General features: G+C 68.2%; 22 protein-coding genes and 1 tRNA gene. 16 read left to right on the forward strand and 7 right to left on the reverse strand.

Annotation, left to right across the window (positions count from 1 at the left end):
- The first annotated feature begins 32 nt into the window (after positions 1 to 32).
- Entirely contained in the window at positions 33 to 320 is a 288-nt protein-coding gene (locus EV379_RS04265) for a DUF3039 domain-containing protein (RefSeq protein WP_055833735.1), read from the forward strand.
- A 24-nt stretch (positions 321 to 344) separates the two neighbouring features.
- On the opposite strand, the gene EV379_RS04270 is transcribed toward EV379_RS04265, so the two are convergent.
- Positions 345 to 1,676: a nicotinate phosphoribosyltransferase gene (locus EV379_RS04270; RefSeq protein ID WP_207226193.1), complete on the reverse strand. Its 1,332-nt coding sequence runs from the start codon at positions 1,674 to 1,676 to the stop codon at positions 345 to 347.
- Positions 1,677 to 1,704: 28 nt separating this feature from the next.
- Here EV379_RS04270 and murI point away from each other — a divergent pair, with 28 nt between their 5' ends.
- Genes murI through EV379_RS04290 form a run of 4 tightly spaced genes read left to right on the forward strand, consistent with a single transcriptional unit; the run spans position 1,705 to position 4,890 of the window.
- On the forward strand, positions 1,705 to 2,535 hold the full coding sequence (gene murI, locus EV379_RS04275; protein WP_130505044.1) for a glutamate racemase: 831 nt from the start codon (positions 1,705 to 1,707) through the stop codon (positions 2,533 to 2,535).
- Positions 2,536 to 2,543: 8 nt separating this feature from the next.
- A complete protein-coding gene (gene rph / locus EV379_RS04280; protein ID WP_278044019.1) occupies positions 2,544 to 3,302 on the forward strand; it encodes a ribonuclease PH in 759 nt (252 codons plus the stop codon).
- Positions 3,299 to 3,925, forward strand: coding sequence for a non-canonical purine NTP pyrophosphatase (locus tag EV379_RS04285; RefSeq protein ID WP_130505045.1), 627 nt, complete (start codon positions 3,299 to 3,301; stop codon positions 3,923 to 3,925). Before rph ends, EV379_RS04285 begins: the two co-directional genes overlap by 4 nt.
- A gap of 50 nt (positions 3,926 to 3,975) precedes the next feature.
- Positions 3,976 to 4,890 carry a cation diffusion facilitator family transporter gene (locus EV379_RS04290; protein ID WP_130505046.1) on the forward strand — a complete coding sequence of 305 codons (915 nt, stop codon included), beginning with the start codon at positions 3,976 to 3,978 and terminating at the stop codon, positions 4,888 to 4,890.
- A 141-nt stretch (positions 4,891 to 5,031) separates the two neighbouring features.
- Here EV379_RS04290 and EV379_RS04295 read toward each other — a convergent pair whose 3' ends face one another.
- From EV379_RS04295 to EV379_RS04305, 3 genes are read right to left on the reverse strand one after another with little or no spacing between them, the layout of a single operon-like run.
- The gene (locus EV379_RS04295) at positions 5,032 to 5,769 is read right to left on the reverse strand and encodes a DedA family protein (RefSeq protein WP_207226312.1); all 738 of its coding nucleotides are present in this window, start codon (positions 5,767 to 5,769) and stop codon (positions 5,032 to 5,034) included.
- Positions 5,770 to 5,823: 54 nt separating this feature from the next.
- Positions 5,824 to 6,516 carry a DedA family protein gene (locus tag EV379_RS04300; protein ID WP_130505048.1) on the reverse strand — a complete coding sequence of 231 codons (693 nt, stop codon included), beginning with the start codon at positions 6,514 to 6,516 and terminating at the stop codon, positions 5,824 to 5,826.
- Positions 6,517 to 6,518: 2 nt separating this feature from the next.
- Positions 6,519 to 7,202 (reverse strand): biliverdin-producing heme oxygenase, encoded by a 684-nt coding sequence (locus tag EV379_RS04305; protein WP_165397282.1) that lies wholly within the window; start codon positions 7,200 to 7,202, stop codon positions 6,519 to 6,521.
- A 239-nt stretch (positions 7,203 to 7,441) separates the two neighbouring features.
- Here EV379_RS04305 and EV379_RS04310 point away from each other — a divergent pair, with 239 nt between their 5' ends.
- Entirely contained in the window at positions 7,442 to 7,861 is a 420-nt protein-coding gene (locus tag EV379_RS04310; RefSeq protein ID WP_130505050.1) for a hypothetical protein, read from the forward strand.
- A gap of 27 nt (positions 7,862 to 7,888) precedes the next feature.
- On the opposite strand, the gene EV379_RS04315 is transcribed toward EV379_RS04310, so the two are convergent.
- Positions 7,889 to 7,970, reverse strand: a tRNA-Leu gene (locus tag EV379_RS04315).
- Positions 7,971 to 8,039: 69 nt separating this feature from the next.
- The gene (locus EV379_RS04320; protein ID WP_130505051.1) at positions 8,040 to 9,620 is read right to left on the reverse strand and encodes an MFS transporter; all 1,581 of its coding nucleotides are present in this window, start codon (positions 9,618 to 9,620) and stop codon (positions 8,040 to 8,042) included.
- 179 nt (positions 9,621 to 9,799) lie between these two features.
- Here EV379_RS04320 and EV379_RS04325 point away from each other — a divergent pair, with 179 nt between their 5' ends.
- The 7 genes from EV379_RS04325 to EV379_RS04350 are packed head-to-tail and all read left to right on the forward strand — an operon-like array spanning position 9,800 to position 14,380.
- The gene (locus EV379_RS04325; protein ID WP_130507296.1) at positions 9,800 to 11,035 is read left to right on the forward strand and encodes a TadA family conjugal transfer-associated ATPase; all 1,236 of its coding nucleotides are present in this window, start codon (positions 9,800 to 9,802) and stop codon (positions 11,033 to 11,035) included.
- Positions 11,032 to 11,922, forward strand: a complete 891-nt coding sequence (locus tag EV379_RS04330; protein ID WP_130505052.1) for a type II secretion system F family protein — start codon at positions 11,032 to 11,034, stop codon at positions 11,920 to 11,922. The genes EV379_RS04325 and EV379_RS04330 overlap by 4 nt, the downstream gene beginning before the upstream one ends.
- The gene (locus EV379_RS04335; RefSeq protein ID WP_130505053.1) at positions 11,919 to 12,857 is read left to right on the forward strand and encodes a type II secretion system F family protein; all 939 of its coding nucleotides are present in this window, start codon (positions 11,919 to 11,921) and stop codon (positions 12,855 to 12,857) included. Before EV379_RS04330 ends, EV379_RS04335 begins: the two co-directional genes overlap by 4 nt.
- Positions 12,858 to 12,903: 46 nt before the next feature.
- The gene (locus tag EV379_RS17125) at positions 12,904 to 13,059 is read left to right on the forward strand and encodes a hypothetical protein (protein WP_165397283.1); all 156 of its coding nucleotides are present in this window, start codon (positions 12,904 to 12,906) and stop codon (positions 13,057 to 13,059) included.
- A 13-nt stretch (positions 13,060 to 13,072) separates the two neighbouring features.
- The gene (locus tag EV379_RS04340) at positions 13,073 to 13,480 is read left to right on the forward strand and encodes a TadE/TadG family type IV pilus assembly protein (RefSeq protein WP_130505054.1); all 408 of its coding nucleotides are present in this window, start codon (positions 13,073 to 13,075) and stop codon (positions 13,478 to 13,480) included.
- Positions 13,481 to 13,508: 28 nt separating this feature from the next.
- Complete coding sequence (locus tag EV379_RS04345; RefSeq protein WP_207226194.1) at positions 13,509 to 13,916, forward strand: hypothetical protein; 408 nt, start codon at positions 13,509 to 13,511, stop codon at positions 13,914 to 13,916.
- Positions 13,916 to 14,380: a pilus assembly protein TadG-related protein gene (locus EV379_RS04350; RefSeq protein ID WP_130505056.1), complete on the forward strand. Its 465-nt coding sequence runs from the start codon at positions 13,916 to 13,918 to the stop codon at positions 14,378 to 14,380. Before EV379_RS04345 ends, EV379_RS04350 begins: the two co-directional genes overlap by 1 nt.
- Before the next feature lie 107 nt (positions 14,381 to 14,487).
- Here the strand turns inward: EV379_RS04350 and EV379_RS04355 are convergent, their stop codons facing one another.
- Entirely contained in the window at positions 14,488 to 15,741 is a 1,254-nt protein-coding gene (locus tag EV379_RS04355; RefSeq protein ID WP_130505057.1) for an MFS transporter, read from the reverse strand.
- A gap of 39 nt (positions 15,742 to 15,780) precedes the next feature.
- Between EV379_RS04355 and prfB the strand changes: the two genes are divergently transcribed.
- From prfB to ftsX, 3 genes are read left to right on the forward strand one after another with little or no spacing between them, the layout of a single operon-like run.
- Positions 15,781 to 16,884, forward strand: a complete 1,104-nt coding sequence (gene prfB / locus EV379_RS04360; protein WP_130505058.1) for a peptide chain release factor 2 — start codon at positions 15,781 to 15,783, stop codon at positions 16,882 to 16,884.
- Between the two features lie 49 nt (positions 16,885 to 16,933).
- On the forward strand, positions 16,934 to 18,007 hold the full coding sequence (gene ftsE / locus EV379_RS04365; protein ID WP_130505059.1) for a cell division ATP-binding protein FtsE: 1,074 nt from the start codon (positions 16,934 to 16,936) through the stop codon (positions 18,005 to 18,007).
- On the forward strand, positions 18,004 to 18,918 hold the full coding sequence (gene ftsX, locus EV379_RS04370; RefSeq protein WP_130505060.1) for a permease-like cell division protein FtsX: 915 nt from the start codon (positions 18,004 to 18,006) through the stop codon (positions 18,916 to 18,918). The genes ftsE and ftsX overlap by 4 nt, the downstream gene beginning before the upstream one ends.
- Positions 18,919 to 18,950: the final 32 nt, after the last annotated feature.

Genomic DNA, 18,950 nt, shown 5'->3' on the forward strand with positions numbered 1-18,950 from the left:
GCGGCATCCTGTGCGCGGGTTATTCTTGAGGCATGTCTGAACACTTCCGCGCGAGCATCGCCGACCCGGGAATGCCCGGCGGCGGAACGTCCACTCTCGACCGTGAGCTCGAGGAGCTGCTCAACCAGGAGGCCATCGAGCCCGGTGACCACGAGCGCTTCTCGCACTACGTCAAGAAGGAGAAGATCCTGCAGTCGGCGCTGACGGGCAAGCCGGTCAAGGCGCTGTGCGGCAAGAAGTGGACGCCGGGGCGCGACCCGGAGAAGTTCCCGGTCTGCCCGAGCTGCAAAGAGATCTACGAGAAGATGAAGGCCGAGTAGCCGCCTCCCGAACTGGCAGCGGCGCTAGCGGTACACGGTGGGGATGACGGGCTCGCCCTGACCCAGACGGAACGCCTCGATCGGCAGCTCCTGCATCACGGCCGCGCGGTGTTCGCGCGCGAGCACGGTGCCCGCGTGGCCGAGGTAGCGCTCGTCCGGGACGCCGCCGTTCACGAGGTGCACGAGCAGCTCGCGGTGGCTCTCGCTCGGCAGATCGACCGGGAGGTCGATGCCGGTTCCCTGCACGTCGACGATCTCCTCGCGGGCCGTGCGGGTGCCGTCGATGCGCCGCAGGGCGCGCTTTCGCCCACCCAGACTGGCCTTCGCCACGCTGGCCTTGGCCACCGGGATCCAGTCGCCGGCGTCGGCGCCGCGTCCGTCTCCCTTGTGGGCGACGAGCTTGTAGACCATGCCAGCAGCCGGCGCGCCCGATCCGGTCACGACCGAGGTGCCGACGCCGTAGGCGTCGACGGGGGAGCCGGAGAGTCCGGCGATGGTGTGCTCGTCCAGATCGCTCGTGACGGTGATGCGCGTGTTCACGGCGCCCAGGCTGTCGAGCTGATCGCGCACCGCGGCCACGACGGTCGGCAGGTCACCGGAGTCGATGCGCACGGCGCCGAGCTCGGTTCCGGCGACCTTGACGGCAAGCTCGACGCCCGTCTTGATGTCATAGGTGTCGACGAGGAGCGTCGTGCCTGGACCGAAGGCGGCCACCTGGGCGCGGAACGCGTCCTCCTCGCTGTCGTGCAGCAGGGTGAAGGCGTGGGCGGCGGTGCCCATTGTCGGAAGCCCCCAGCGGCGGCCCGCCTCGAGGTTGCTCGTGGCGTCGAAGCCGGCGATGTATGCGGCCCGTGCGGCGGCGACCGCCGACTGCTCGCCGGTGCGCCGGGAGCCCATCTCGGCGATGGGGCGGCCGAGGGCGACGGACACCATGCGGGCGGCGGCACTGGCCACCGAGGTGTCGTAGTTCAGCACGCTGAGGATCAGGGTCTCGAGGATCACGCCCTCGGCGAAGGTCGACTCGACCGTCAGCAGGGGCGAGCCGGGGAAGTAGGCCTCGCCCTCCTGATAGCCCCAGATCTCGCCGCTGAACCGGTAGTCGGCCAGCCAGTCGAGTGTCGGCTGGCGCACGACGCCATGGTCGCGCAGCCAGTCGAGCTCGGAATCCTCGAATCGGAAGGCCTGGATCAGCTCCAACAGCCGGCCGGTGCCCGCCACGATGCCGTAGCGCCGACCGTGCGGCAGCCGGCGGGCGAACGCCTCGAACAGACACAGCCGATCGGCGGTTCCGCTCTGCATGGCGGCATCCACCATCGTGAGTTCATAGCGATCGGTGAGAAGGGCAGAGCTGTTCACGCAGGCCAGCCTAGTAGGGTTGACAGACGTGACGGATGCACCGATTGGGATCTTCGACTCAGGCGTCGGCGGGTTGACCGTGGCCAGGGCCGTGAAGGATCAACTGCCGAACGAGTCGATTCTCTACATCGGCGACCTCGCGCATTCCCCCTACGGTCCGAAGAAGATCGCGGCGGTGCGCGGCTACGCGCTCGAGGTGCTCGATGACCTGGTCGAGCAGGGCGTGAAGATGCTCGTGATCGCATGCAACACGGCATCCGCTGCGATGCTCAGGGACGCGCGCGAGCGCTACAGCGTTCCCGTGATCGAGGTGATCCAGCCGGCCGTGCGCCGGGCCGTCAGCAGCACCCGCAACAACCGGGTCGGCGTCATCGGCACCGCAGGAACCATCAAGTCGCGTGCCTACAACGACGCCTTCGCAGCGGCCCCCAGCCTTGAGCTGTTCAGCCAGGCCTGCCCGCGCTTCGTCGAGTTCGTCGAGGCCGGCGTGACCACCGGCGCCGAGGTGCTCGCGACGGCCGAGGAGTACCTGGCCCCGCTGAAGGCTGCGGATGTCGACACCCTCGTTCTCGGCTGCACCCACTATCCCTTCCTCAAGGGGGCCATCAGCTACGTGATGGGGCAGGACGTCACCCTCGTCTCGAGCGACACCGAGACAGCCAAGGACGTGTACCGCACCCTCGTCAGCCAGGGGCTCGAGCGCACGGCGGCGACGCCGCCGAGCTACCGCTACGAGGCCACCGGCGACAGCGCGTCCGATTTCCTCGACCTCGCCCACCGGCTCATCGGCCCCGACATCTCGGATGTCGAGCTCGTCGAGACGGGCATCATCACCACGATCACACCCACAACCGTCTAGGAGACACCGTGACCACTCTGAACAGCTCTGACATCGTCCGTGTCGACGGTCGCTCCGTCAGCGAACTGCGCCCCGTCACGATCGAGCGCGGCTGGAGCGATCAGGCCGAGGGAAGCGCGCTGATCTCCTTCGGGCGCACCAAGGTGCTCTGCACCGCCTCGTTCACGAACGGCGTCCCGCGCTGGATGGCGGGCAAGGGCAAGGGCTGGGTCACCGCCGAGTACTCGATGCTGCCGCGCAGCACGAACTCCCGCATGGACCGCGAGTCGGTCAAGGGCAAGATCGGCGGGCGCACCCACGAGATCAGCCGCCTGATCGGGCGGAGCCTGCGCGCGGTCGTCGACATGAAGGCGCTCGGCGAGAACACCATCGTGATCGACTGCGACGTGCTGCAGGCCGACGGCGGCACCCGCACCGCGGCGATCACCGGCGCATACGTCGCCCTGGCCGATGCACTCGAGTGGGGCAAGGGCAAGAAGTTCCTCGCCCAGAAGGCCCAGCCGCTCATCGACAGCGTCGCCGCAGTCTCCGTCGGAATCATCGACGGCGAGCCCATGCTCGATCTGGCATACACCGAGGACGTGCGGGCGGAGACCGACATGAACGTCGTCGTCACCGGGCGCGGCCTGTTCGTCGAGGTGCAGGGCACGGCGGAGGCCGCCCCATTCGACCGCCGCGAGCTCGACTCGCTGCTCGACCTCGCCGTCTCCGGCGCGGCCACCCTCACCGAGCTCCAGCTCGCGACCCTCGCCGAGGCCCGCGCGTGAGCGTCGAATTCGTCCTCGCCACCCACAACCAGCACAAGGTCGAGGAGTTCCAGCGCATCCTCGCCGCCGTGCTGCCCGACGCCGTCGTGCACGCCTACGACGGCCCGGAGCCCGTCGAGGACGGCACCAGCTTCGCCGAGAACGCGCTCATCAAGGCACGCACCGCCGCCGCGCACACCGGGTTCATCGCGCTGGCGGATGACTCCGGCATCGCCGTCGACGTGATGGGCGGGGCGCCCGGCATCTTCTCGGCCCGCTGGGCCGGCGCGCACGGCGACAGCCTGGCCAACACGCGGCTGCTGCTCGACCAGCTCGGCGACATCCGCGACCCGCACCGGGCGGCGGCCTTCCACTGCGCCATCGCCCTCGTGATCCCGCCAGCCGCGGCATCCGGAACAGGATTCGAGCACGTCGCGTCCGGCGTCTGGCCCGGCACGCTGGCCACGGAGGTCTCCGGCGCGCACGGCTTCGGCTACGACCCGATCTTCGTTCCAGAGGGCTTCACGATCACCGCGGCGGAGCTGGACCCCGAGGTCAAGAACGCGAACAGTCACCGGGCGCGCGCCGTGCAGGCGCTGCTTCCCGTGCTGCTCGAATCTATTGAGAATGGCACTCATTCCTAACTAGCGGCGCGCGTTGGCGTGGCGCGTTTTCGCGGCCTAGCGTTGATGGCATGGGTCACGATCACAGCCACGCCACTGCGACGACGAACCGGAAACGCCTGCTGATCGCCATCGGCATCATCGGCACGTTCCTGCTCGTCGAGGTGGTCGGCGCGCTGCTCAGCGGCTCGCTGTCGCTGCTGGCCGACGCCGGGCACATGTTCTCGGACCTGACCGGCCTCATCATCGCGCTGGTCGCAACGGTGATCGCCGCGCGGCCCGCGAATGACCGCCAGACCTATGGCTACCAGAGGGCAGAGGTGTTCGCCGCGCTCTTCAACGGCGTCGTGCTCACCGTCGTCGCCGTCAGCGTCACGATCGAGGGCATCCGCCGGTTGACCGAGACCGGCGGGCCGGAGGTGCAGGGCGGCACGATGCTGCTCGTTGCGGTGCTCGGCCTCGCCGCGAACATCGCCGCCATGTTCGTGCTGCGCGGGGGAGCGAAGAACTCGATCAACATGCGCGGAGCGTACCTTGAGGTCTTCGGAGACATGCTCGGCTCGATCGCCGTGATCGTCGCCGCCGTGGTGATCATGACAACCGGCTTCGAGAAGGCCGACGCGATCGCCTCGCTGGCCATCGCCGTGATGATCATTCCCCGGGCGTTCTCACTGCTCCGCGACGTCGTGCGCGTGCTCAGCCAGGCGGTGCCCGCCGACACCAGCGTCGCCGAGATCCGGGCGCACATCCTCGCCACCAAGGGCGTCGTCGACGTGCACGATGTGCACGTCTGGGCGATCACGACGGGCGCACACGTCTTCAGCGCGCACGTCGTCGTCGAGCCGGAGGTGCTCCGTGGGGATGCCGGCGGCTGCCTGCTCGACGAACTGAGCGAGTGCCTCGAGGAGCACTTCGACGTCGCGCACTCGACGTTCCAGCTCGAGCCGGCCGAGCACGCCGAGCACGAGGAGCACTCGCACGCCTAGCGCGTTCCCTCGCGGCCGACGCGTTCTCCGGAGGCTCCCGGCTACCGCGCCCATTCCGCTTGAGGCCCGCACAAACTGCAGGGGCCCGGTGTAGTCACCGGGCCCCTGCAGTTTGTGCGGGCCTGCGCCAACCGCGTCGCTTTACTTCTCGCTCGGGCCGTTGAAGATCTCCGGATCGAGGGCGAGGGCGGCTGCCTCCTCGGCATCCGTCACGTGGTCGGCACCGGCCGCGGTGGAGCGCTTGGCCTTCCGCATCGAGCTGATGTAATGCCAGACCGTCGGGATCAGCGTGATCGTGACGGCACCGATCAGGATGAGGTCGATGTACTCCTGCACGAAGTTCGCGATCGGCGGGATGTAGCCGAGCAGGTAGCCGAAGTACGTCAGTCCGGCGCCCCAGACGAGTGCGCCGATCAGGTTGTACAGCGTGTACTTCTTGTAGTTCATGTGCCCGACGCCGGCGGCGACGGGGGCGAAGGTGCGCACGATCGGCACGAAACGGGCCAGGATGATGGCCAGCGCCCCGAAACGGTCGAAGAACGCGTTGGTGCGCCGCACGTTCTCGACGCTGAACAGGCCGGACTCCTTGCGCTCGAACACCCTAGGGCCGAGCTTGTGGCCGATGAGGTAGCCGACCTCGCCTCCGAGGAATGCGGCGAAGCCGATCGCGAGGCACACCCACCAGATGTCAACGCCGAAGACGAAGAGCGTGTGGGTGAGCAGCCCGGAAATCACCAGCAGCGTGTCGCCGGGCAGCAGGAAGCCGACGAGCAGGCCCGTCTCGGCGAAGACGATGGCGCACACCACCAACAGAGCCCAGGGGCCGGCGGAGGAAATGATGACCTCGGGGTCGAGCCAGGGGATGAGGGAGGTATGAATCACGAGAGGCAGTCTACTTTCAGGAGTGGGAGATTACCCGTCGAGAGGGGAAGATCATCCCTCGGATGTATGTGTTCCCGCCACCGACGCGCGCAGCGTCTCCTCCGCGCGCTCGGCCCTGTCCGCCCGCCAAGCGCGGATGCCGGCGATGATCGACGCCGTGATCACGATGCCGGCGATCACATACGAGCCGGCCTTCACGCCGGGGATCGACGCGGCGAAGTAGCCGATCACCGTGATGCCGACGCCCCAGGCGAGCGCGCCGACGAGGTTTGCCGTGATGAAGCGCATGTACGCCATCTTGCCGAAACCGGCGATGACGGGCACAAACACCCGGCCCCACGGCACGAAGCGGGCGATGACCACCGACCACCAACCGAAGGTGTTGTAGAACCACTCGGTCTTGGCGATGGCCTTCTGCGTGCGGGCTCCTCCACGTTTGTCGAGGTAGGGCCTGCCGTAGCGGCGTCCGATCAGGAAGCCGACCTGGTCACCGAGGAACGCGGCGATGCCGGTGCCGATGGCGAGGATCCAGATGTCGATGCCGGAGGCGCTGGCCGCGATCAGACCCGATGCGAAGAGCAGCGAATCGCCGGTGACGAACGGCACGAAGATGCCGACGAACAGCGCGGTGCCAGCAAAGACGAGACCCCAGACGATCAGGTAGAACAGCACAACGCCGACATCGCCGAGCAGACCGACGAGCTCGTCACTGACGCTCATGCCGACGCCGGCCGTTCTCAGCATGATCAGGCTGCTGCGGTTGCGTGGTGCAGCTCGTCGAAGAGCGCACCGTTGAACTCGAACGCCGCGAGCGCCTCAGCGACGACCGCTGCGCTCTGCTCATCGCTGAGCGGCAGGGCGTCGAGCTGCTCGCGGTAGGCGCGCTTGAACTGCACGTGGTTCTCGATGCCGTCGAAACGGTAGAAGGCGAGCTGCTCGTCGGTGGCCGCGTAGTGCCGCGCGACGAGGCGCGAGATTGCCTGGCCACCGGAGAGGTCACCGAGGTAGCGGGTGTAGTGGTGCGCCACGAAACGGGGGTCGTCGGTGGCAACGAGCTCGCGCAGACGTGCCGCGTAGCGCTCGGTCGACGCCAGGGCCGGGTGGCTCGTGCGCCAGTCGGCCGCACCGAGGGCGACCAGGTCATTCTCGATCTCGGCGAGCCGGTCCAGGCGCGCGTCGTAGATGGCGAAGTCGGTTTCGCTCGGCGTGCGCGATTCGAGGGCCTCGTACACCCAGGCCATCTGCGCGAGGTAGCGCGTGTAGTCCTCGAGGGAGAGCTCGCCCTTCATCAGCGACACGATGAACGGGCGCGACTCGGTCGAGCGGTGCTGGTCGTGCGTTTCGGTGCGGAGCCGTGCTCCCAGGGACAGTGAGTCCTCTGCGGTGGTGCTGTCAGAGGCGTGCTGCTCGGAGGAGATTAGCTTAGGCATACCTACATAATACCGGCATCGCTTGGAGAATGCTGACATGAGTCCAGAATCTCGGCGGCGGGCAGAAGCGGCGATTTCACCAGGCGTCAGCCGATCGGACCGCGAGATCTGAGTCGAATTCGGCATTTGCCGCCCGGGCGGTTGCGTGCACTGGCGGTTGCGTGCACAGTGGAATGGTGCTCCGGCACGCGGGGCAGACGATCGGGGATTCCACCATGCGAGGAACCAAGACAACAGCCATGCTCGTTCTTGCGGGCGCTCTCCTGCTAACTGGCTGTGCCTCGGGTGGAAGCGCGGGCTCAACGCCGAAAGCCGATGCCTGCGCGACGCTGCAGTCTGAGGTGCGCGACATCTCCAACGGCGCGCAGAACACCCTCGCCGCGGCTGGCACTCCGAGCGAGATCCAGGCCAAGCTCAAGGACTACAGCGCACGCGTCGTTGCGCTGGAGGAGAAGGCCGACAACCCCGATGTCGCGGACGCGCTCGCCAAGGTCGACGAGAAGCTCGCCGAGGTGTCGACGACCGTCGGCACACTCCCGACCGACGCCGACGGCGCGATCGACGGCGCAGCGATCGCCGAGCAGCAAGCCGGCATCCAGGCGGCTGCCGACAAGATCAAGACGGCGTGCACCGCAACGGAGGCACCCTCCGGGTACTGAGTCGTGGCCGGATGCCGGTCAGCAGAGTGCGGGAGAAGGGACTTGAACCCTCACGCTCGAAAGCACAGGAACCTAAATCCTGCGTGTCTGCCAATTTCACCACTCCCGCGAGTGCCTCCCCAGTTTAGGCGGACGGAACCGGTGAGCCGGACAGCGGCTCGCGCCGGCATCCGCTCCGCTAGAGCACGAGGCCCTCGCTCGTGGCGGGCGGCGGATCGGGGATGCGGCGCATCCTGATGGTGTTCAGCAGGCCGAGGAGTGCGGCGACGATCGGGATGAGCAGCGCGAGCTGAAGCGCGATCGGCCTCGCCTCGGTGTTGATGCGGATGATCTCGTCCTGGATGTCGGCCGGCTGGCCAACCAGGAGTGCCTCGAGTTCGACGTTGCTCATGATCTGAGCGTCCTCCTCCAGGACGGCGGCGACCTGTTCCTTCTCGTCAGAGGGCAGGACCGTGCTCGACATGGCCATGCTGGTGAAGATCAGCGAGAGCGCCGCGAGCATGATCGCGCCGGCGAATGCGAGGCCGAACGACAGCCCGAAGGAGCCGGCCGCCGAGTTGACGCCGGCCGCCTCGCTCACCCGCTCGTCGGAGATCGGCGACAGCGTGTAGTTGTTCAGCTGGGAGACCAGCAGGCCGAGCCCGCAGCCGGAGATGAACAGCGGGACGAGCAGCCACCAGCCGGTATCCGCTCGCGGAACGATCGGGATGAGAATGACGAGTCCGGCGAGCAGCAACAGGAATCCCCACATGACGAGGGTCGCCGGCCGGCGATTGCCCGGGCGCCTGCCGACGAGCATCGCGACGCCGAACATACTGAGCGAGAGCGGCGCGATCGAGAGGCCGGCCTGGAGCGCGTTGTAGCCGAGCACCATCTGGAGGTAGATCGGCAACACGATCATCGTGCCGCCGAGCGCGATCTGCTGCAGCAACTGTTGGCTGACGCCGAGCCGGAACGGCTTCGAGCTGAACAGGCCGGGGTCCAGCAGTACCGCCTTGTTGTTCCGCTTGCGCCGCACCAGCCAGTAGGCGAGCCCGCCGAGGCCGAACACACCGACGGCGATCAGCGCGCCGACCGCCTCGCCGCCCTCCTGCCAGACGAGGATGCCGATGACGATGCCGCCCATGCCGACCACGGACAGCAGGGATCCGACCACGTCGACCTGGCGCGACCCGGTGTACGGCACGTCGTGCACGAGCTTGATGCCGAGCAGCACGACCGCGATCACGACCGCCTCGAGCGCGAAGGCGACCCGCCAGGAGAGGAGCGTCGTGATGAGTCCGCCGAGCAGCGGGCCGACCGCGGCCGCGATGGCCGCCGAGGCCCCGACCAGGGCGTAGACCCGCTTCTGCTCCGCCCCGTGGAAGTTGCCGTGGATGAGGGACTGCATGGCCGGCAGGAGCAGCGAGGCGCCGAGCCCGCCGATCACGGCCCAGAAGATGATGATGGGCAGCAGACTCTGGGCCAGGGTCATCGCGATGGCGCCGGCGGCGTAGCAGAGCAGGCCGATCACGTATGCGCGCTTGCGCCCGATCAGATCGCCGACCTTGCTCCCGATCAGGATGAAGGCGGCGGAGACGAGGGCCTCGAGCGCAATCGCCGACTGCACCCCACTGACGGTTGTTCCGACGTCGCGCACCACGGCCGAGATCGAGACGTTCATGATCGAGGTGTCGACGACGAGCACGAACATCGCCATCGCCAGGAGCAGCGCGAGCCTGCCGTTGAACGTGGCCGTTGGTGTTTCCGATGTAGCCATGACGTGCCTCTCTCGAAGCTTCAAGCGTTGTGAATGGAAATCTAGTCTCAAAAATGACGGATGCACATGATTTGTTCGCTTCCGCGATTCTCGCGCGAGCGGCATCCGAGGTCGCGGCCGGATGCCGGCCTGTGGATAACTTTCGAGGCTCCGCGCCGAAAAGGCGCATCATGGTCGGCATGAGCGACGCCGTGCGCATGATCACCGAACAGGTGCGGCTGCGGGTGCGTGCGGACAGCGTCGACCTCTCCTCGGATGCCGCGCTCGCCGAGAGCTATGTGCGGGACGAGCTGCAGCGCTACAGCGAACGCGCGCTCGGCAACGCGCTGCCCCTGATCCACGATGAGGAACAGGCGGCGCGGGAGGCCGTCGCCTCGCTGACCGGCTTCGGGCCGCTGCAGCCGTTCCTCGACGATCCGAGCATCGAGGAGGTGTGGATCAACTCCCCGACGCGGGTGTTCGTCGCCAGATCCGGCGTGGCCGAGCTCACGACGACGGTTCTCAGTGAGCGGGAGGTGCGGGAGTTGGTGGAGCGTATGCTGCAGAGCTCCGGCCGCCGCGTCGACCTCAGTTCGCCCTTCGTCGACGCCTCGCTGCCGGACGGGTCCCGGCTCCACGTCGTCATCCCGGACGTGACGGCGCGTTTCTGGTCGGTGAACATCCGCAAGTTCAGCCGCCGCATCCGCGAGCTGCACCAGCTCGTCGCCGCCGAGTCGCTGAGCAGGCAGGCCGCCGAGTTCCTCCGGATGTGCGTGCTGGCCGGGCAGAACATCCTCGTATCCGGCGCGACGCAGGCCGGCAAGACGACCATGCTGAACGCGCTGCTCTCGGCCGCGCGCATCCGCGAACGCATTGTGACCGTTGAGGAGACCTTCGAGCTGGATCTGCGCGCCAGGGATGTCGTCGCGATGCAGTGCCGCCAGCCGAGCCTGGAGGGCACGGGCGAGATCACGCTCCGCCGGCTTATCAAGGAATCCCTGCGGATGCGACCGGACCGACTCGTGGTCGGCGAGGTGCGCGAGGCGGAGAGCCTCGACCTCCTCATCGCGCTGAACAGCGGGGTGCCCGGCGCCTGCTCGATCCACTCCAATTCCGCGCGGGACGCGCTGGTCAAGCTCAGCACGCTGCCGCTGCTCGCCGGGCGGAACATCGACTCGTCCTTCGTGCTGCCGACCGTGGCCGGCTGCATCGACATCGTCGTGCACTGCGAACTCGACCGCAACGGGGCGAGGCGCGTGGCGGAGATCCTTGCGGTGACGGGGCGGGTGGTCGACGAACAGATCGAGGCGGAGACGCTCTTCGGACGGCGCAACGGGGAGCTCACGGCCCTCGGCGCCGCGCCGCACAAGATGGAGAAGTTCGATGCCGCCGGGCTCGACCCCATGCTCCTCCTCGGTGCGGGGGAGGCGGCATGAGCGCGCTCGTCCCGGTGCTTCTCGGTGCCCTGCTCGGCGCGGGCCTGCTGCTCGCACTGTCGCCGCTGTTCTGGCCGGCGGGGCGGGAACGCGTGGCGTCTGCGCCGGATGCCCGGCCCGGCGGCATCCGGCACGCGCTCGGGCGCACGCTCGCCCGGGCCGGCATCCGCCGCGTCACGCCACTCGGCTTCACCGTGATCTCGGTGACGCTCGCCCTGATCGCGGCCGGCCTGGCCCAGGCGCTGCTCGGAATCACGGCGCTCGCTGTCGTGGTGGGACTCGCCGGGCTCGCCGCCCCGTTCCTCGTCGTGCGGTGGCGAGCGGCGGCCAGACGCACTGCGAACCGGGAGGTGTGGCCCGACGTAGTCGACCACCTCATCTCGGCCGTGCGGTCCGGGCTCGCCCTGCCCGACGCCGTGAGCAGCATCGCCAGCGCCGGCCCGGCGAGCGCACGCGCGCCATTCGCAGAGTTCGAGCGCGACTACCGGGCGACGGCGAACTTCGGGGCGTGCATCGGGCGCCTGAAGGACGCACTCGGCGACCCGGTCGCTGACAGGATCCTGGAGACGCTGCGCATGGCCCGGGAGGTCGGCGGAACCGAGCTGACTACTGTGCTGCGCAGCCTCGCCAGCTATCTGCGCGAGGATGCGGCGGTCCGTGCCGAGCTGCGGGCGCGCCAGGGTTGGGTCGTCAATGCTGCCCGATTGGGAGTCGCCGCGCCGTGGCTGGTGCTGCTGCTTCTCGCCTCACGCCCGGAGGCGGCCGCCGCCTACGACACGCCGGCCGGGTCGGTGGTGATCCTCGGTGGGCTTCTGGTCTCGATCCTGGCGTACCGGATCATGCTCCGGGTCGGGCGCCTGCCAGAGGAACCGCGGTGGTTCCGATGAGCGTGCAACTCGGCTGGGCGGTCGTGTTCGGCAGCACCCTCGGCCTCGGGCTGTGGTCGCTCGCCGCGCTCACGCCGCGGCTGCGGCGCGCGCGACTGATCGACCGGGTCGCGCCGTACCTCGGCGACGTCTCCGAGGCGGCCAGGGAGCGGGCGCAGCGCCACACCGTCGACCCGCTGCCCGTGATCGGCTCGCTCTTCGCCCCGACCCTCGGCCGCGCGGCCACGGCACTCGCCGACATCCTCGGCGGCTCGGATGCCCTCACGCGGCGGCTCCGGCAGGCCGGCTCAGCACGCGGCGTCATCCAGTACCGCAGCGAACAGCTGCTCTGGGCGGTATTCGGGCTCATCATCGGCCTTGCGCTGACGATCGCCGGTTCCCTGTCTGGAAGTATGACGCCGCTCGTGCAACTCGTCTTGCCGCCGACGGCCGCGCTCGCCGGGGGAATGCTGCGGGAGTGGACCCTGCGCCGCCGGGCACGAGCACGGTTGCGCCGCATCGAGGGCGAGCTGCCGCTCGTGCTGGAGTTCCTGACCCTGAGCCTCTCCGCCGGTGAGGGGCTGCTCGACGGACTGCGCCGCATTGCGCGCACGAGCTCCGGCGAACTGGCCGCCGAGTTGGGCGTCGTCGTCGCGCGAGTGAATGCCGGAACGCCGCTCGCGGCGGCGCTGCACGAGCTCGGCGATGAGCTCCGTATCCCCGCGCTCTCCCGGTGCGTCGACCAGATGATCGCGGTGCTCGAGCGGGGCACACCGCTCGCCGAGGTGCTGCGGGCGCAGGCCGGCGATGCCAGGGGATCCGCGAAGCGCGAGCTGTTGGAGAGCGGGGGCAAGAAGGAGGTCATGATGCTCGTGCCGCTGGTCTTCCTGATCCTGCCGTTGACCATCATCTTCGCGATCTTCCCGGGAATCTTCGTATTGCGGGCCGGGTTCTGAGATGGCCCGAATCTGAACAGGCAACTCCGAACAGGAAGGAAGACCCATGTCACGACTCACTGAGGAGGATCGCGGCGACGTCCCAGGCTGGGTGCTGATCTCGTTGATGACGGCCGGCCTCGTCGTGTTGATCTGGGGCCTGGCGGGCCCGGCGCTCGCCGGAGTGTTCGAGCAGGCGATCCAACGCGTCACCGAGTTCTGATTCGCGCCCCGGCATGCGACTCGGCGAGCGACGCAGGATCGACCCGGAGCGTGAGCGCGGCAGCGCCGTCGCCGAGTTCACGATGGTGGGCGCACTGCTCACGCTGCTCTGCCTCGCCGTCGTTCAGCTCGCGCTCGCCCTGCACATCCGCAACACGATTCAGGATGCCGCGGCCGAGGGCGCGCGCACCGCGGCACTGGCCGGGGCGACCCTGAACGATGGCGCGGAGCGGACCAGGCAACTCATCACGATGGGGCTCGGCCCCGCCTACGCAGAGCAGATCACCGCCGGCTACGCCGACGTCACCGGCCTCGAGAGTACCGAGGTGCGCGTCGTCGCTCCGCTTCCGTTGATCGGCCTGTTTGGAATCGAGTCGGCGCTGGAGGTGACCGGGCATGCGGCCCTTGAACTTCCCGACTAGCTCCTGGAGTGAACGCGGCTCAGCCTCGTTGGAGTTCCTGACCGTCGGCATGATCCTGCTCGTTCCACTCGTCTACCTCGTGCTCGTCATGTCGGCGCTGCAGGCCGGAGCCTTGGCTGCGGAGGGCGCGGCCAAGCAGGCGGTGCGTGTCTTCGTGCAGGCCGAGAGCGACGCGGCGGGGCAGAGCGCGGCGGCCAGGGCGCTCGCCGTGACCCTGGACGACTACGGCCTCGCCGAGAGTGAGAGCGAGCTTGTCATCGACTGCTCGGCGGGTGCGCGCGGGTGCCTCGCGCGGGGTGAGACCGTCACCGTGCACGTGCGCATCTCTGTGGGGCTGCCGTTCGTTCCCGATGTGCTCGAGCTGCAGAACCGGGCGAGCGTTCCGATGGAGGCCGCCTCCACCCAGCGGGTCTCGAAGTTCTGGGGCGGCGGCTGATGCGGCGGTATCTGAGGGAGCGCCTGCGGCTCACCGTTCTGGGCGATGAGCGAGGTTCGAGCCTCGTCCTCACGATCTTCTACGGTGCGTTCGCTCTGTTGCTGATCCTCCTCGTCGTCGCCGCGACCTCCCTCTCGCTTGACCGCAACCGACTCTTCGGCATCGCGGACGGGGCTGCGCTCGCCGGGGCCGAAGCGTTCGAGCTCTCGGCCGTGAGCACGGCGGGGGAGGGTTTCACCGCGGCGCTGCAGGATGCCGCGGTGCAACAGGCTGTGCAGGAGCACCTGGCTGTCGTGCCACGCGGAAGCCTTGAGGAGCTCGTGGTTGAGAGCGCTGGAACACCGGACGGGGTCTCGGCCGAGGTGACGTTGAGCGCCTGGTGGCGCCCGCCGATGCTCACGATGCTCGTTCCGGCCGGCATCCGTATCGAGGTGACCGCGACCGCGCGCTCGGTGCTGCGGTAGTTGCGTTCGGCACAGGACGCGTTCCACGGAGTCCGCTCGCCAGAAACTGTTCAGATGTTGAGGATCGTGGGCAGTTTCTGGCGACTGGATGCGCGAGTGCGCGTCGGCTAGCGTTTCGGCGGCCGCGGCACGTAGCGCGGGATGTAGCGGGCGAGGATGCCGGCGCCGATCAGTCCCGCGATGCCGGCCACGCCGCTGGCCAGCGCGAGCGACGCCAGTGCCGTGATGGCTGCGATCACGAGCGGGGCCGTCGCGGCGCCGAGGTCGCCAGCGAAGCGCCAGGCGCCGAGGAACGGTGCGGGATCGTCCCGCGGGGCGAGGTCGGCGCCGAGCGTCATCATGATGCCGCTGCCGATTCCGTTCGCGACGGAGAGGAGCATGGCGACCCCGATGAACCACTGCACGTTGCTCGGCAGATCGTGGGTGAACGCGAGGATCAACAGCCCGGCGCCGAGGCCGAGCATAGACGGCAGCGCGCTCCACAGCCGCCCGTGCCTGTCCATGATCTGACCGCTCACATAGAACAGGGCGAAGTCGACCGCGCCGGCGATGCCGATGATCACCGCCGTGTCCGTGGTGCCGAGGCCGATGCTCACCGCCCAGAGCGGCATGATCACGATGCGTGCCGCCCGCATGGCGCCGATCAGGCTGACGCCCGCGCCGAGTCGGACGAGCACGCCCCGGTAGTGCCAGAGCGTTCTGAACAGGCCGCGGGTCTCCCGCTCGGCCTCCTCCGCACCCTCGTTCTGCGCACTGCTTCCCCGGTGCTGGGCCGGGCCGAAGGTGCTCGCCGGGTCGGCCAGCAACAGCAGAACGGCGGCGGCCGCCAGGCAACACACGATGAAGATCCAGAAGACCGCCTGCGTGCCGCCCGTCCACTGGATGACCGCAGCAGAGAGGAACGGGCCGATGAAGAAGCCGGCGCGGAACACCCCGCCGAGCGTGGAGAGCGCCCTGGCCCGGTAGGAGAGTGGGACGTAGCTTGTGAGGAAGGCGTGCCGGGCGAGGGCGAAGACGGCGGTCGCGAGCCCGACGATGAAGATCCCGACGCCGAGCACCCACTCGTTCGGCGCAGCCAGGCAGATCAGGACGGCGATGACCGAGAGCAGCGAGGCCCAGATCATCGCGTTGCGTTCGCCGATCCGGCTGACGATCACACCGCTCGGGATGTCGCCAACGACGGTTCCGACCATCACGAGCGCTCCGAGCAGGCCGGCGGTCGCGAGCGACGCACCGAGGTCGTGGGCGACGAGCGGGATCAACGGAATGATGGCGCCCTCGCCGATCGAGAAGAGCATGGTCGGCAAGAAGACGGCGAGTGCGACGGAGCGCAACGAGAAGGGGCGCTCTGCAACAGACATCGATTCGATGTTACGCCAGCACAGTAGGCTGGTCCCGACATGATTGAGCTCGATCTTTCCGACCAGATTGCCGCACTGCGGTCCACCTTCGGCGACATCCGCGCCGTGCTCGACGTCGACGCCATCACGGCCGACATCGCCCGCTTGAGTGAGGCCGCCGGTGCCCCAGACCTCTGGGACGACACGGAGAACGCGCAGAAGATCACGAGCGCGCTCAGCCACCGCCAGTCGGAGCTGGCCAAGATCACCAGCATCACGAGTCGTCTCGACGACCTCGAGGTGCTCGTCGAGCTGGCCAACGAGGCCGGTGACGAGGACAGCGCCCAGGAGGCGCGCGCCGAGCTGGCCAGCCTGCAGAAGCTCATGGGTGAGCTCGAGGTGCAGACGCTGCTCGACGGCGAGTTCGACCCGAACCCGGCCGTCGTCACGATCCGTGCAGGCGCAGGCGGCGTCGACGCGGCCGACTTCGCCGAGATGCTCATGCGCATGTACCTGCGCTGGGCCGAGAAGCACAAGTACCCGACGCGCGTGCTCGACACGAGCTACGCCGAAGAGGCCGGCATCAAGTCGACGACCTTCGAGATCGACGCCCCCTACGCCTTCGGAACGCTCAGCGTCGAGGCCGGCACGCACCGCCTCGTGCGGATGTCGCCGTTCGGCGCGGCGGGCAAGCGCCAGACCAGCTTCGCCGCCGTCGAGGTTGTGCCGCTGATCGAGCAGGCCGAGTCGGTCGACGTGCCGGAGAGCGACATCCGCATCGATGTCTTCCGTTCCAGCGGACCCGGCGGCCAGTCGGTCAACACGACGGACTCCGCCGTGCGCATCACCCACCTCCCGACGGGCATCGTGGTGAGCTGCCAGAACGAGAAGAGCCAGATCCAGAACCGTGCCGCGGCGCTCCGCGTGCTGCAGTCCCGCCTGATGCTGCTGCAGCGCGAGCAGGAGGCTGCCACCAAGAAGGAGTTCGCCGGGAACATCACGGCGAGCTGGGGCGACCAGATGCGCAGCTACGTTCTGGCGCCGTACCAGATGGTCAAGGACCTGCGCACGGACTTCGAGGTGAACAACCCGGGCAACGTCTTCGACGGCGACCTCGACGGCTTCATCTCGGCCGGCATCCGCTGGCGCAAGGGAGCGCACTAGGCGCGTCGCTGCGCCTTTTCACCCGACCGCTGCCTAAGCTCGGAGAGCCATGATTCGCTTCGACCACGTCACCAAGCAATACCCGGGAACTTCGAGGCCTGCGCTTAACGCGATCGACCTTGAGATTCTCCGGGGTGAATTCGTCTTCCTCGTCGGGGCTTCAGGCTCGGGCAAGTCGAGCTGCCTGCGGCTCGTCCTGAAGGAAGAGAAGCCGAGCACGGGCAGCATCCACGTGCTGGGCCAAGACCTCGGCTCCATCTCGAACCGCAAGATCCCCTACTTCCGCCGCAACCTCGGTGTGGTGTTTCAGGACTTCCGGCTGCTGCCGAACAAGACCGTCTACGACAACGTCGCCTTCACCCTCCAGGTGATCGGCAAGTCGCGCGGCTACATCCAGGAAGCGGTGCCGGACACCCTCAAGATGGTTGGCCTCGACGGCAAGGCGCAGCGCCTCCCGCACGAGCTCTCCGGTGGTGAGCAGCAGCGCGTCGCCATTGCCCGCGCCATCGTGAACAAGCCGCAGATCCTCCTCGCCGACGAGCCGACAGGTAACCTCGACCCGACCACGAGCGCCGGCATCATGACGCTGCTCGAGCGGATCAACGCAGGTGGCACCACCGTGATGATGGCGACGCACGAGGCCGCAATCGTCGACCAGATGCAGCGCCGCGTGCTCGAGCTGAGCGCCGGCACGATCGTCCGCGACGAGCGCCACGGCGGTTACGCCACCAGCGCGGTGCCAATCCTCGCCGTCGCGCCGGGCGCCCATGCCGCACAGGCGGCCCCTGCCGCCCACGCGGCCTCGGCCACCCCGGTGATCCCGGCGGCCCCTGTCGTTCCTGTGCCGACGGCGACGATGGCCCAGCCCCTCTACGTTGAGCCCGAGTTCAGCGACGAGGTGACGGATGCCGCGGCCGCCGTCACCGCCGCGGCCCAGGCCGCCCCGATTGCCCCGCCGGTGCCAGACCCGGCCCCGAAGACGGGAAACATGATCCGCCCGCTGCTGCCGGTCACCAAGCACGACGTCCCCGAACAGCTGGGACTCGCCGAGAAGCTCGGCCTGCGTGCAGCAGGCGAGAACCCGAACGCGACGGGTGAGCAGGAAGTGGGGCCGAGCAAATGAGGATCGGTCTCGTGCTCGGCGAGGCGGCCAACGGCCTCCGTCGCAACGCCTCGATGGTCGTCTCCGTCGTTCTCGTCACCTTCATCTCACTGACCTTCGTCGGCGTCGCCGTGCTCATGCAGATGCAGATCATGCAGATGAAGAGCGTCTGGTACGACAAGGCCCAGGTCGCCGTCTACCTCTGCACCGGCATCTCGCCCGGAGAGTCGTGCGCCGGCGGTGAGGCCACGCAGGAGCAGATCGACGCCGTCGAGGCGCAGCTCAACTCCGACGTGCTCGCCCCCTTCATCGACAAGTTCTACTTCGAATCCCACGAAGAGGCGTTCAAGAACTTCCAGAAGCAGTTCGAGGGCAACCCGGTGACCGAGTACGTCACCGCCGACCAGCTCAACCAGACCTTCTGGGTGAACCTGATCGACCCGTCCAACGCGGCCGTGCTCTCGGAGAGCCTGGGCTCGATGCCCGGCGTCGAGACGGTGACCGACCAGAGACGTTACCTCGACCAGATCTTCTCGGTTCTGAACGCGGCCAGCTACACCGCCATCGGCATCGCCTCGCTCATGCTGATCGCCGCCGTGCTCCTGATCGCGACGACGATCCGACTGTCCGCGTTCTCGCGGCGCAGGGAGATCGGCATCATGCGCCTGGTCGGTGCCTCGAACAGGTTCATCCAGACGCCGTTCGTGCTTGAAGGTGTGTTCGCCGCCCTGCTCGGGTCCCTCCTGGCCGGCGGCGCGGTCGTGGCGATCGTGCAGTTCTTCGTGCAGGGCTACCTCGGCGACACCCTCCAATTCACGAACTTCGTCGATGTGAAGGACGCACTGATCGTGGTGCCGATCCTGCTCATCGTCGGTGCGGTGCTCGCCGCGTTCTCCGCCAACTTCGCGATCTCCCGGTATCTGAAGGTCTAGTGCCCTCGGCCCTCCGGCGGTTCCTGCGCGCA

The sequence above is a fragment of the Microterricola gilva genome (assembly GCF_004217495.1).
In the GTDB taxonomy this organism is placed as follows: domain Bacteria; phylum Actinomycetota; class Actinomycetes; order Actinomycetales; family Microbacteriaceae; genus Microterricola; species Microterricola gilva.